Source organism: Fusicatenibacter faecihominis, assembly GCF_020686945.1.
In the GTDB taxonomy this organism is placed as follows: Bacteria; Bacillota; Clostridia; order Lachnospirales; family Lachnospiraceae; genus Limivivens; species Limivivens faecihominis.
Window position 1 is genome coordinate 75,350 of record NZ_JAJEPR010000007.1, and the last position, 14,183, is coordinate 89,532.

Annotated in this window: 9 protein-coding genes; 3 read left to right on the top strand and 6 right to left on the bottom strand. The window is 49.5% G+C overall.

Features of this window, described 5'->3' with window-relative positions; translation table 11 throughout:
* Positions 1–179: 179 nt before the first annotated feature.
* The 4 genes from LKD71_RS06120 to glmM all read right to left on the bottom strand — a co-directional run bounded on the left by LKD71_RS06120 (position 180) and on the right by glmM (position 6,168).
* Positions 180–2,150, bottom strand: a complete 1,971-nt coding sequence (locus LKD71_RS06120; protein ID WP_227614741.1) for an oleate hydratase — start codon at positions 2,148–2,150, stop codon at positions 180–182.
* A gap of 201 nt (positions 2,151–2,351) precedes the next feature.
* Entirely contained in the window at positions 2,352–2,933 is a 582-nt protein-coding gene (locus LKD71_RS06125; RefSeq protein WP_178045957.1) for a TetR-like C-terminal domain-containing protein, read from the bottom strand.
* Between the two features lie 34 nt (positions 2,934–2,967).
* Positions 2,968–4,806, bottom strand: a complete 1,839-nt coding sequence (glmS, locus tag LKD71_RS06130) for a glutamine--fructose-6-phosphate transaminase (isomerizing) (RefSeq protein ID WP_227614742.1) — start codon at positions 4,804–4,806, stop codon at positions 2,968–2,970.
* Positions 4,807–4,809: 3 nt separating this feature from the next.
* Positions 4,810–6,168 (bottom strand): phosphoglucosamine mutase, encoded by a 1,359-nt coding sequence (gene glmM, locus LKD71_RS06135; protein ID WP_178046867.1) that lies wholly within the window; start codon positions 6,166–6,168, stop codon positions 4,810–4,812.
* Positions 6,169–6,423: 255 nt separating this feature from the next.
* Between glmM and LKD71_RS06140 the strand changes: the two genes are divergently transcribed.
* From LKD71_RS06140 to LKD71_RS06150, 3 genes are all read left to right on the top strand, one after another.
* Positions 6,424–8,784: a hypothetical protein gene (locus LKD71_RS06140; protein WP_227614743.1), complete on the top strand. Its 2,361-nt coding sequence runs from the start codon at positions 6,424–6,426 to the stop codon at positions 8,782–8,784.
* A 19-nt stretch (positions 8,785–8,803) separates the two neighbouring features.
* Positions 8,804–10,162, top strand: coding sequence for a DUF4832 domain-containing protein (locus LKD71_RS06145; RefSeq protein ID WP_227614744.1), 1,359 nt, complete (start codon positions 8,804–8,806; stop codon positions 10,160–10,162).
* A 105-nt stretch (positions 10,163–10,267) separates the two neighbouring features.
* Complete coding sequence (locus LKD71_RS06150; RefSeq protein WP_227614745.1) at positions 10,268–12,850, top strand: CAP domain-containing protein; 2,583 nt, start codon at positions 10,268–10,270, stop codon at positions 12,848–12,850.
* A gap of 48 nt (positions 12,851–12,898) precedes the next feature.
* Here LKD71_RS06150 and LKD71_RS06155 read toward each other — a convergent pair whose 3' ends face one another.
* Complete coding sequence (locus LKD71_RS06155; RefSeq protein WP_227614746.1) at positions 12,899–13,219, bottom strand: hypothetical protein; 321 nt, start codon at positions 13,217–13,219, stop codon at positions 12,899–12,901.
* A 25-nt stretch (positions 13,220–13,244) separates the two neighbouring features.
* Positions 13,245–13,973, bottom strand: a complete 729-nt coding sequence (locus LKD71_RS06160) for an MBL fold metallo-hydrolase (RefSeq protein ID WP_227614747.1) — start codon at positions 13,971–13,973, stop codon at positions 13,245–13,247.
* Positions 13,974–14,183 lie beyond the last annotated feature (210 nt).

Genomic DNA, 14,183 nt, shown 5'->3' on the forward strand with positions numbered 1-14,183 from the left:
TGTTCGATGATTCATATTGAAATTTCACAATTCAAATTCTCAATATGAGGCGCCGAACACCATATCATCTCCGCGCAACGGCATGACGTAAGCCCCCCTATTTTCTAGCGTGCCCTGGAAGGGGGTGCAGGGGGAAACCAGGACTGCAAGACTCTGATGGTTTCCCCCTGCAATATTTTTTATTTCAACATATAATCTTTCAAAATCCCATGTTCTTTCAAAAGATCCTCTACGATCGTTCCTTTAACGACCTTCAGCAACGGCTTCTTGACGAGATTCAGCAGCCCCGGCAGCTCAATCTCCAGCGGAGATTTTCCATCCATGAGTTTCACGCTGGAATCCAGCAGGTCTCTCACATCGTAAACGCTTCCCCATACTTCCGGTACGCCTCTGTCTACACCGAGCAGGCCATATACGGCTTCCATCGCGGTACGGACGGAATACTCGGTGGTGAAGATCGTGTCTCTCGGGGTTTCGGCGAACTGGCCGAGGAAAGCAAAGTTGGTGCAGCCATCGGGGATGACATCCGGGCGGTCGCCTTTGGCGCGGGGCATGAAGAAGGCAGTAATGTAAGGCATCATGGTTGGTACGCAGACAGCGCTGTGCTCGGCCAGCTCCTCGATCTCCTCTTCGGGTACGCCCAGGTGATAGAGCCACTCTTCAGTGATCTCCTTACCGGTACACTCTTTCATCGGTTTCTTGATATAATCGCCGGGAACATCGGTGAAGAGGCTGTATACCCATACGCAGACCTTCTCCGGATCCTGCTCTTTGAACTGTCCCTGACGATTGATGGTCCAGCTTAAGAGCCAGCTGGAATCCTGGCAGCTCACGATACCGCCGGTAACGACGTTTCCGGTTCTCGGGTCACGTTTGCAGATCTTCGTGATATACGGAATGATTTTGTCATCCAGCGTCGTAACGGTAGCAGACTCCCAGTTGGTCTTTGCCACGTCGGAGCAGAATTTCTCCGGATGACCGAAGGACGGATCCTGTTTTGCGATATTTTTCCAGAGGCTCCAGCAACCGCTGGTACGAACTTCAGCGTCTCCGTTGGGCGCATGATTCTGATCACCGTAGATAGTACCCTCGGTACAGCTTCCGTTGGTGACAAATACCAGATCGTTCTCGGTGAGAAGGATGCCTTTCTCCACGCCGTTTACCTTGCACTCGATAGCTTTTGCCACTTTCTTGCCATCGGAAATTTCAAAGATTACGTTGGTAACTTCAGTGTTATACTGGAAGTCTACGCCAGCTGCTTTCAGATACTCAACCATCGGAAGGATCAGGGACTCGTACTGGTTGTATCTCGTGAATTTCAGAGCGCTGAAATCAGGAAGTCCGCCGATGTGATGGATGAATCTCTGGAAGTAGAGCTTCATCTCCAGAGCACTGTGCCAGTTTTCAAAAGCAAACATGGTCCGCCAGTACAGCCAGAAGGTGGAATCAAAGACTTCGTCGTCAAAAACATCCTCGATGGTCTTGTCGTACAGATCCTCATCCTTGGTGAAGAAAAGCTTCATGATCTCCATGCAGCCTTTCTGGCTCAGGTTGAATTTTCCATCGGTGTGAGCGTCCTTGCCGCAGTCAACGGTCGCACGGCAGAGAGAATAGTTGGGGTCATGCTTGTTCAGCCAGTAATACTCGTCCAGAACGGAAGCGCCCGGTTTCTCAAGGGAAGGAATGCTGCGGAACAGATCCCACAGGCACTCGAAATGGTTCTCCATCTCACGGCCGCCGCGCATCACATAACCTCTGGCCGGATCAAAAATACCGTCGCAGGCGCCGCCGGGAACGTCCATGGCTTCCAGGATGTGAATGTGGGAGCCGGGCATCTGGGCGTCGCGGACCATGAAGCAGGCAGCTGCCAGAGCAGCCAAACCGCTTCCTACCAGGTAAGCATGCTTGTCATCCACGCCTTCCGGTTTCTCCGGGTGAGCAAAAGCTTCGTAGTTTCCGTTGCTGTAGTAGATGCCTTTGCTGTTTTTCTGGTTCATTCCGCGCTCGGTGTTGCGGTAATCGCTGGTGGCTTTTTTCACCTCAGCTTTTTCTACTGTTTTTTCCTGACGATTCTTTGCTGCGAGTGCTGCTGCACCTGCTCCTGCTGCCACCAGGGCTGCCAGTCCTAAAGAAGAATGTTTCTTTGCCATAGTAAAAACCCCTTTCTATTTTAAATGCGTTTGTTTTCTTTTTTGTTTCTGACCGTATTCTATCGCAGTCTTTCGCCGGCTACAATTAACAAACCATAAAGAATGATAAACTTTTTGACAATCGCGCCGTTTTGTAAAGTAAGTATTCCCCATTTTTCCGTAAAAAAACGGCGCCACCATTTTTTGATGACACCGATTTTCTCAGAAAATTTTTAAGTTTCCCTTTGCCATATTTTCCGCATTTTTCAGGGAATTGATGATGTTTCCGTGCATGGTAACGCAGATCTTTTCCGCCAGCTCTCTGGGTTCTTCCTTCATGCCCCTGCGGATCCAGTCCAGCATCACGCCCACAAAACTGTACTTGTAAAAATGAGCGATAAACTCCCGTTCTTCCTTCGGAACGTCCATGCCCACGGCCTGCTCTTCCACCACGCCGGCAATCAGCCCGTAAGTCAGACTGAAAAGATAATTTTCGATCTGCTCCCGGCTCACACTCCGGTAGACATTTAATATGAAGGGTTTGTTTTCCTGGACCACCTCAAAGATCTGCAGGATCCCCTCCTGCCAGGTAGCGTAAGTCTTTTTCCCCTGGAGCGCCCGGGTGGCATCCTCAATGCAGGCCCATTCCACAAGATCGTAAATATCCTTGAAATGATAGTAAAAGGCCATCCGGCTGATGCCGCAGTCGCTGGTCAGATCGCTGATCGTAATCTTATCCAGAGGCTTCTTGAGGAGGAATTTTTTCAGGGAGTCTTCCAGTGCGTACTTTGTCAGGTTCTGCATAAACAGTCCGCCTTTCCTAGTGTATAGCTCCAGTTTACTCCACTGTCACACTTTTGGCAAGGTTTCTCGGTTTATCCACATCAAGTCCCCGGGCCACGGAGATATAATAGGCCAGAAGCTGCAGCGGAATCACCGCGAGACTTGTGGCAAAACAGCTCTCTGTCCGCGGAACATAGATCGTAAAGTCCGCGGTATCCTCCATGGAATAGCTGCCGTAACTGGTCAGCCCCAGCACCGAAGCGCCACGGCTCTTGACCTCCACCAGGTTGCTAATCTCTTTTTCAAAAAGCTCCTGCTGTGTGGCCACGCCCACAACCAGAACGCCGTTTTCCACCAGGGAAATCGTTCCGTGCTTTAATTCTCCCGCTGCGTAGGCCTCAGAATGGATATAGGAAATTTCCTTGAGCTTCAGGGAACCTTCCATGGAAATCGCATAATCCAGCCCTCTTCCGATGAAAAAGACATCCTTCGTATGGGAAAATTTGTTGGCCAGCCACTGAATCCGCTCTTTTTCATCGAGGATCCGCTGAATTTTTTCCGGAAGCTTCAAGAGCTCCTGGATATAGTGATCTGCTTCCTCTCTGCTGATGCATTCCCGCACCTCGCCGAAAAGAATGCCGATGAGATAAATCGCCGCCAGCTGAGTGCTGTAGGCCTTGGTCGTTGCCACGGAAATCTCCGGTCCGGCCCAGGTGTAAAAGACGCTGTCCGCCTCTCTCGCAATCGAGCTTCCCACCACATTTACGATGCCAAGCACAGGAAAGCCCCGCTTTTTTGACTCCCGGAGAGCCGCCAGGGAATCCGCCGTCTCGCCGGACTGGCTCACAATCACCACCAGCGTGTGCTCGGAGAGAATTGGATTCCGGTAGCGGAATTCAGAAGCCAGGTCGATGTCTACGGGAATGCCGGAAAGCTTTTCCAGCACATATTTTGCCGCCGCGCAGACGTGGTAGGCAGAACCGCAGGCCACCATCTGGATCCGGCTGATTTTCCGGATGTCCTCATCAGAAAGACCAAGCTCCTCGATGACAATTTTTCCATCCTTGATCCTCGGATGAATCGTATCTGCCACGGCTTTCGGCTGCTCGTAGATCTCCTTCAGCATAAAATGCTCAAAACCGCCTTTTTCCGCAGATTTCGCATCCCACTCCACGGTCCTGAACTCTTTTTCCAGGACCTCCTGGTCCACGTCGTAGAAAGTGATGGTATCTTTGGTTAACTCTGCGATCTCCATATCGGAAATGTAGCAGACGTTTTTCGTATATTTCAGAATTGCTGGTACGTCGGAAGCGATGAAGTTTCCATTCTCCGACCGGCCGATAATCAGCGGGCTGTCTTTCCGCACCGCATAAATTTTTCCCGGCTGGTCTTTGAAAAGGATACCCAGCGCATAGGAACCGCGGATACGGCCCAGGGCCCGGGCGATAGCCTCCAGAGGATTGCCTTTATAATAGTAATCGAGAAGATGGGCCACCACCTCGGTGTCTGTCTCCGACAGAAAGACAAAGCCTTTTTTCTGGAGATACTCCTTCAGCTCCTTATAGTTCTCGATGATGCCGTTATGGACCACAACGATCCGTTTGTCTTTGGAACAATGGGGGTGAGCGTTTGCCACTGAAGGCTCCCCGTGGGTTGCCCAGCGGGTGTGACCGATACCACAGGTGCCGCTTACCGCTTTTCCATTGTCCGTCATCTCCTTCAGCGCCTGGAGCCGGCCTTTTGCCTTAAGAATCTCGATCCGGTTCTCGCCGTCCCGCAGGTCAGAAACCGCAATACCGGCGGAATCATAGCCCCGGTATTCCAGTCTCGAAAGGCCGCTTAACAGCACCGGCGCTGCGTTCCATGCTCCTACATATCCAACAATTCCGCACATCCGTCAGTCCTCCCGGTAGCCCTTTTTCACGATCACGTCGATAACCTCATCCACATATTTTTCACAGAGAGCTTCCTCCCCGGCTTCCACCATGACGCGGACCACAGGCTCGGTTCCGCTCTCACGCACCAGGATGCGACCGTCAGCTCCCAGCTTTTCGCCCACAGCCTTGACTGCTGCCTGGACGTCCGGATCGTTCTGGGCTGCCGCTTTGTCCGTCACGCGGATATTTTTCAGAACCTGAGGATAAACAGGCACCGGAGCTGCCAGCTCAGCCAGCGTCTTTTTCTTCTCCAGCATAACTTCCATCATCTTGATGGCCGTCAGGATACCATCGCCGGTGGTTGCATATTTCCGGAAAATGATATGACCGGACTGCTCGCCGCCCACGCGGTAACCGTTGGCGGACATATTCTCATAGACATATTTATCGCCGACAGCCGTTTTCTCGTACTCGATTCCGGCCTCGTCCAGAGCCTTATAAAGACCGAAGTTTGACATCACCGTGGTGACAACCTTGTTTCCGGCCAGCTTGCCGCGCTCTTTGAGGTAACAGCCGTAGATATAGATGATCATATCGCCGTTTACCACGTTTCCGTTCTCATCCACGCAGAGACAGCGGTCCGCATCGCCGTCAAAGGCAAAACCGACATCCAGGCCTTTCTCTTTCACCAGCTTCTGCAGGCCCTCGATGTGGGTGGAACCACAGTTCGTGTTGATGTTCGTGCCGTCCGGCTCGTTGTTGATCACATAGGTCTTGGCTCCCAGCGCATCGAAAACGCTCTTCGCAATCATCCAGGCGCTGCCGTTCGCACAGTCGAGGCCGACTTTTTTGTTCTTGTAGGAGCGGGTGGCCAGGGAAATCAGATAGCCGATGTAGCGGTTTCTTCCCATGGCGTAATCTACAGTACGGCCGATGTTTTCCCTGGTTGCAAAAGGAATCTCTCCGGAAAGGCCGTCGATATAAGCCTCAATCTTCAGAATAGTCTCCTCATCCATTTTTTCACCATTACTGTTGATGAGCTTGATTCCGTTGTCATAGTAGGGATTGTGGCTGGCGGAAATCATAATACCACAGTCGAAATCCTCGGTTCTTGCCACATAGGAGACAGAAGGAGTCGTGGTTACATGAAGCAGATAAGCCTCCGCACCGGAAGCAGTCAGGCCTGAAACCAGCGCATACTCAAACATATAAGAGGAAAGGCGGGTGTCTTTTCCGATAACGATCTTGCACTTCTCGCCCTCTTCTTTATTTCTTCCATAGTACCAGCCCAGGAAACGACCGATCTTGTAAGCGTGTTCAGCAGTCAGGTTCTTATTGGCTTCCCCACGGAAACCGTCTGTTCCAAAATATTTTCCCATAATATTATTCTCCTTAACGATTTTTTTCAATGAATAAAGGCTATGGACTAAACTACAATTATCTATACTACCATAGATTTATACTTTTGGCTAGTTTTTTTGCACATTTTTCTTTTTCGTAAAAATCCACCAATTTTTCTAAAGCTATAATTGTAATATGAGTAGAAGAAAAAAAGGTGCGCTTCCCTTCACAAGTGAAAAGAATGTGTTATACTAAAGACCATAAAAATCGCAAAGGAGGGGACTTCTGGAAAGATGAGCTACTGGATTTTAGAATTTATCCGGGTAGGGATCGGATACATTTTTCTGATGTATCTCTGGCCATCCGTCATTTTCCGAAAACACTTATCCGGGAAAAGCCTGACTTATCGTTTTGCTTTCTGTTCCACAGTTTCCGTTTTACTGATCAACACGCTTGTTCTGAGCCTGGGGCTCTTTCATATCTTAGACGGACGCATTGTATTTTTCCTTTTTTATGGAATCTTTATCGCATCCATCCTCAAAGAAAAAAGGCTTCGCCTGCGTGTATCCGGGCAGCTCAGAAAACTTTTTGCCGGAAAGCTGGGCTGGAAATCTTTTCTTACAGCTCTGGCCGATGACAGTAAATATCTTCTCGTCACATTTTTCCGCAGATTGAATCAGAAAATAAAAGGTCGAAGACTGGAATACGGCATTTTAAGCGTGCTTATCCTTTTTGCAATTGCCTATTTTTCCTATGGAGCCTTTCAAAACCATTCCTATGGCTGGGGTGACATGTACGTTCATCATGCCTGGATCTACGGCCTTAAGGAAGGCAATATTTTCTCGGCTGGCGTTTACCCGGAGGCCATGCACTGCTTTATTTACAGTATGGATGTGCTCTTTGGAATCTCCATATACAGCTGTCTTCTCTTCCTCGGGGAAATTCATGTGGCGGCTCTCCTGGTGGCCGTCTACTGCCTGTTCCGGGAAATCCTGAAATCCAGGTATACAGTTTACCTGATATTAGCGGCATTTCTGACCATAGACGTTGTCTGCATCGATGAGATTTACGGCATGGCCCGGCTGCAGTACACGATTCCCCAGGAGTTCGGCTTATATACGCTATTCTTATGTACGCTGTATTTAATCCGTTTTCTGAAAAGAGAGAACAAAGGCTTTGACGGAAATCTTTTTCTCTTTATGACCTCTCTGGCCGCTTCTCTTGCCATCCACTTTTATGTCACAATTATGGCCTTTTTCCTCTGTGCTTCTTTTGCCGTTTTCGGTCTGAACCAGATTTTTCGGAAAAAGAATTTCGGTGTGCTGGTGACGGCTGTTATCCTGGGAGTCGTCATTTCCACCCTGCCCATGGTGCTGGCTTTTGCCTCCGGAATCCCGCTTCAGGGATCTCTGAACTGGGGCATGAACATTATAAACGGTACGGACACCAAAGAAGGACGAAGCCAGGCGGTACAGACGAGCACAGGGGAAAGTACCGAAGCGATGACCGGAATTACAGCGGAAAAGGGCAGCGAAAATGCCTCTTCCCTTCCGTCCCAGTCCCAGCTCGACAGCCAGCAGGGCACAGTCATTGAAATGGAAAGCAGCACCAACGTACCGAAAACGCCTCTTGTCAAAAAGGTGGCCGATGCGGTGATCCGCAGCCTGAAACTGGTTTACCAGTACGGCTATGTGCAGCTCTACGGAAGATCCCGGGCTGGCTGGCTGCTCCGTTTTACCATAATTGCGGCAATCCTCACCCTCGTAAATGTGGTGATTTCCATTGTGCGCCTGAAAAAAATATCCTTTAACATGTATGCTGGAATAACCACAGCCTCTTTTCTTTTCATGCTGCTTTATGCGGCGCCTTTCCTCGGCCTGCCGGAAATTATTGCCGGAGCCAGACTCTGTCTGCCGGAACAGATTCTGCTTCTTGCCATGATGGCCATTCCTGCGGACGAGCTCTTTTTCCTGTTGGAAAAAACGAAGGCCGGACATTTTGTCCCGCAAATCAGTCTTGCAGGTGTCCTCGCAATCTATGCAGGCACCAATTATTTCGGGGTGTTCCACGGCTATCTATACTACGAACTGACCAGATATAATGCCGCAGTGGAACTGACCAGTGAAATTATGGACGCTTATCCGCAGTACAGTTATACGATCATCTCCACCACGGAAGAACTATACCAGTCGGTAGAGGACGCCAGACATGAGGAAATCCTTGATTTTTACAATAAATCCCGGCTGGTGGACTATTACATTCCTACGGAATACCTTTTCTTCTATATAGAGAAGAACCCGATTTACTATTCCCAGTATCACTTTTTCTCCGGTCCGCGCTGGCTGGCCCAGGATAAATATACGAAATATTACGAATATTCCACTGCGGTTCTGAGTATCGGCGACGGCATTGAGCATTCGGAAATTTCGGAGGAAGCCGTTGGCGAGTCTCTTTTAACCACGAGTAAAGCTTCCGACGCCTATTCCGTCATCATAAACCGGACGATTCTGGAATCGGAGATGTACCACTGGTGCCAGGAATTTAAGACCCGTCTTCCCAATGAGATCAAAGTTTATTACGAAGATGAAAATTTCATCTGCTATGTGGTAAAGCAGAATCCGGCGCATCTTTATAACCTTAACCTTGAAAAATAACCCCCGAAAGGAGGAAAAAATGAAAAGAAAACGCTGGTGGCTGCAGGCCGCAGGAGTCATCGTGCTGACTGCCCTGCTTGCAGCAGGCATCTGGATCTTTTCTCAGAAGAACACAAAAGAATACGAGCCTTCCGATGAAGCCTTTGGAAATCCCCTCATGGGATACGCTCCCTGCGCCTGGAATGCCGAAGTCCGGGAGGACGTTTCCCTGCTGTATATGGACATCACCTGGGCAGAACTGGAGCCCGAGGAAGGCCAGTACAACTGGGAGGGCATCGAGAAGGAAAATCAGTTGGAACGCTGGCGGGAGGAAGGAAAACACATCGTATTAAGATTTGTCTGCGACGTGCCCGGAAGCGAGACGCATATGGATATTCCGGAATGGCTCTATGAGAAAACGAATCACGCAGGTACCTGGTACGACGTATCCTTCGGCAAGGGCTTTGCTCCGGATTACAACAACGAGATTTTTATCTCCTGCCATCAAAAAGCGGTGGAAGCCATGGGGGAACATCTGGGGCAGGACGGACTCATCAGCTACATTGAGCTTGGAAGTCTCGGGCACTGGGGCGAATGGCATGTCAATTACAGTGTCGGCATCCAGCCTCTTCCGCTGGAAGACATAAGAGAACAGTATGTGGCGCCCTGGACGACTGCTTTTCCCAACGCGATGCTCCTCATGCGCCGACCTTTTTCTCACGCCGCAAAATATGGAACCGGCCTTTATAATGATATGACGGGAGAACCGAGCGAGACGGCCGCATGGCTCCGCGAAATTGAAAATGGCGGCAATCTGAGTCAGACAGATGAAAAAAATGCCCTCTCTCCCATGACGGATTTCTGGAAAACCGCCCCCGTAGGCGGAGAGTTTACCAGCTCTCTTTCCATGGAAGAAATGCTGACTGCCAGTCTCTCCCAGACTGTGGAGCTGATTCAGGAATCTCACACAACCTTCCTGGGACCGAATGCAGCGAATGCCAAATATCTGGAGGGGTATGAAACTGTACTGAAAAATATAGGCTACCGTTTATGGATCTTAAAAGCCACGCTCTCCCGGAGCCTTCGCGGAACGAAGCTGAGTCTCATCTGGGAAAATGACGGGGCGGCACCCTTCTACAGGGACTGGCCGGTGTGGGTGTATGTGACGGATGAAGACGGGAATACCATTGAGAAAAAGCAGGTGAAACTTTCCCTGTCTTCGATTCTTCCCGGAGAAACTATAGAGACGGACACTCTGCTTGACACCAGGAAGCTTTTCGAGCTTGCGGGCGAGAACTACCATATCAGCATTGGTGTAGAAGATCCCACGATAGGAAAAACAGGTTTACGCTTTGCAATGCAGGGCGATTACAAAGATGGACAAAATTTTCTGTGGTAATCTCCTTTTTTTGTAAAAAATTACCCATTTTGAGAAAGTATGTTGTAAAATAGGAGTATGAGAAAAAACGGTGCAGTTCGCTGCACGGATGAAAAGGAGGAGCTTATGAAACTGTTGAAAAAACTCTGCTGCCCGCTGCTTTTTTCCCTGTTCTTTGTGGCAGCCCTCTTCTTTCCCGTTGCTTTTGCCTCAGCCGACGATACGGTGGATCTGAAGCTCTCGGAAGGAACCTATCGCTATGATTATGCCTATGAAGTGTTCAAGCTTGTCAACGAAGAGCGCGCCAGAGTCCATCTGGAGCCGCTGGTGATGGATGCAGAGCTGACGGAAGCCGCCATGCAGAGAGCGGCAGAAATTCATGCCATTTACAGCCATACCAGACCGGATGGCAGCGGCTGCTCTACCATCTGCCCTGCAAGAATGCGCGGTGAAAATATCGCTTATGGGCAGGACTCCCCCGCAGAAGTTATGGATGCCTGGATGACCTCCTCAGGTCACAGAGCAAATATCCTGCATTCCGGCTATACCAGCATCGGCATCGGCTGCTTTGTACAGGATTCCTGTCTTTTCTGGGTTCAGGCTTTTAGTTACGACACCACAACCGGCGCTTATGTCCAGCAGCCCAACCGCAAAGTATCTCCCATTATTACCGTCAGCCTGCAGAATCTCAACCTCGTTTTCGGCGAGACAGAGCCGTTGTTTTTTACAGAAGAGACTAAAACCCTGCAGATGAAATTTGCCTCAAAGAAGGAACCAGGCTTAGTAAGGCTTGATCCTTCCAACTTCGACTGGAGCATTGCCGATCCCACTGTGGCTTCATTGGATCAAAGCGGTGTCATGCGGCTGAAAAACGGCGGCGCCACCACGGTCACTGTCTCCCTGAAAAGCCGGCCTTCCATTCAGGTTTCTGTCCAGGCGAATGCTTTTTATGATTTGTCAAAAGCTTCTGTCACCAGCGGCTTTCATACTGCTTACACTGGCAGCCCCATCACATTTTCACCCACTGTCACATACAATGGGAAGACACTGACCGAAAATACCCACTACACGATAAGTTTCAGCAACAATGTCAACTCCGGAAAGGCCTCCTTTGAGATCAAAGGTCTGGGACTTTACCAGAGCACTTACAATGGAACCTTCATCATCAACAAAGTTTCCATACAAAATACTTCCATCAAGCTTCCCTATAGCAGCTATGCCTGGACCGGGAAACCGATTACGCCTGTCCCCACCGTCACCTATGGGGGGCTGACACTGAAAGAAGGAACGGATTACACCCTCTCCTGGAGCAACAATACGGATAAGGGCACTGCAAACGTGATTATTACCGGCTGCGGAAACTTTACCGGTACGAAATCCCAGTCCTTCTCCATTCAGCAGTTTCTGATCAGCAAAGCCACAATCAGCACGATCTCTCCTGTGACCTACACATGTCAGCCTGTTACCCCGGAGCCCACGGTCAAGCTGAATGGAAAAGTCCTTCAGAAAGACCGCGACTATAAACTTACATACTCCAACAATATCAATGTTTCCAAAAAAGCTCAGGTAACAGTGACCGGAATCGGGAAATATTCCGGCAATGCCACGAAGTTTTTTGAAATCAAGGCCCGGAAGCTCTCGGGTGAGACGATCCAGTTCCCGGATTTTTCCTACAGCGGAAGCAGTCCTTCCGGTTATGTCAGCAGCAATCTTTCCATTCTCTATAAGGGAACGAAACTGACCTGCGGTACGGACTATACGCTCTCTGCCACCAAAGATTCCAGCACGAAAGAGATCTCTTCCATCCGTATCACCTTCTGCGGAAACTATACAGGAACCCGCTCTTTTGTTTCCCTGAAAAGCTATGGACGCGTCACCGCAATTCCGGATCAGACTTATACCGGAAAAGCGATCACTCCAACGATTCGCGTCACTTATAATAGCAGAACCCTCACAAAAGGAAAAGATTACACGCTCACCTTGGCCAACAATGTGAACCCCGGAACGGCCAGCGTTACCATCACCGGAAAAAATGGATTTTTCTCCAGCCAGACGGTCACTTTTAAAATTGTGAAAAAAGGAACCGGAGATAGCAGTAATACCGGAAACACTGGCAGCAATGGCAATTCCAATGGAACCACTGGCAACACTACCATCTCCCTGACAGCTCCCGTGCTTTCCGTAGCTACCGCCTGGAATAAGGTCACGCTCCGCTGGAACAGAATTTCCAATGCAGACAGTTACCTCCTCTATAAAAAGACAAACAGCGGCAGCTATGTACTCCTGAAGACCATCTCCAAAAGCAAACTGGTTTATAGCGATACGAAAGTATCCGTTGGAAATACCTACCGCTATATGATCAAAGCCGGCAAAACTACGGCCTCCGGCAAGAAGGTTTACAGCAGCTTATCCACGGCAGTAAGCGCCAAACCGGCCCTCTCCCGACCGCTCATCACGATCCGCAGACTCTCTGGAAAACAGCGAATCACCTGGAGAAAGGTTTCCGGAGCCACCGGCTACATTCTCTATCAGAGAACCGGCAGCGGAGTCTTCCGAAAGATTAAAACCCTCACTTCCAGAAGCACCTCCTGGAGTGTAACGACGAAAAAAGGAACCTCCTATTCCTACAAACTGGTTCCCTACCTCAGAGTAAACAGAAAAATTAAGACTGGCCCTTCAAGTGTCATCAAGACAGCAAAGAGCAGATAACGCGCAGAAATCCCCGGGAACGGCAAAGATTCCTGGGGATTTCTTCTGTCAGTTTTTCTTCTTTTTCTCTTCCACCACGTCAAAGGCCAGAAACAAAGCCCAGATATAGGGCGCTCCAAACACGTTCAGCGTCTTCGGGCCGGTAATACTTTCGGGCTCTTCCTGCACCCTTATGTATGCTTTTTCAAAGGTGCTGCGGGTAATCGATTTCCGCTTGCGGTCTGTGAAAAGCTCGCCGCCTTTGATCGTGTAAGTGAAGGGAAGGTGCTTTACGGTGAGGAAGGTTTCACCCTGATGACTCTCAATAACCTGCCATAAATTCTCTACGGTTATTGTCTCTTTCTTCTTTATCTTTTGTAACTCATCCATAGTATCCCCCATTTACTTTTGGTTTCTACAGCCGATACTCTTCCCCGTCCTTCGGGAACCAGACAGAACTCTCCATCCGCTGCTGCTCCACATACTGTTTCAGCTCCCGGCGGCTCACCATGCTATTGGTATGATCCGGACATCCCGTCGTTATAATGTGGGCTCTTGGATAACTTAAATGAACGGCTGCGATTTCTTCCCGACTCATGCCAAACTGCCCGCCTGCGCCACTGCCCTCTCCATCCTCAGAAAAACCGGCGCTCACGACAACCAGACGCGGCTTCCAGGCCTTAAGGACCTGCTTCATGCCATCGTACCAGCTGCTTTCTCCCGTCAGGTAGGCACTGTTTAATACCGGATGGGAAATCAGCACGCCGCAGCCTTTCTGATCCATCGTAGAAATTCCGTTCACTTTATAAAAAGCCGGTGTTTTCCGTATGCTCAGATGGCAAAATTCTGTCGTTTCCGTAAGAATCTCCAGATTTGAAAAGCCATCCATCGACAACGAATCCGCATCCGCCTCATTTTGCACAAAGACCTTCATCCCCCGCGGAATCAGCCTCCTGGCCTCCCCGTCAAAGGCTCCTTTCGTAAGATGGGTTGCGATTACCGCATCCACATCCAGAAGGTCGCTGAATTTTATCTCTTCTTTCGCAGCCCCTTTTTCCAGTCCTCCCATAATCGGGTCCACCAGGAACCGCTGCCCCGCATAGTCCAGGAGATAGGTGCTCTGCTGCACTTGTTTGTATATCATAAAAATTCTCCGTTCTGCTTTATTTGTAATTGCATCTATTCTTCCATGGTAATATAAAATTATAGATAAGTAAAGGGAATAGAGATGGTTTTTCAGAATATATGTACCGGATTTCCCACTGGGAAGGCAGGAAGGAATTTCACCCGTTTCAGGGTATTAAAAAAGACAGAGCCTTGCAGTGCATCTGCCTGATTCTGTCTTTTTTTAATT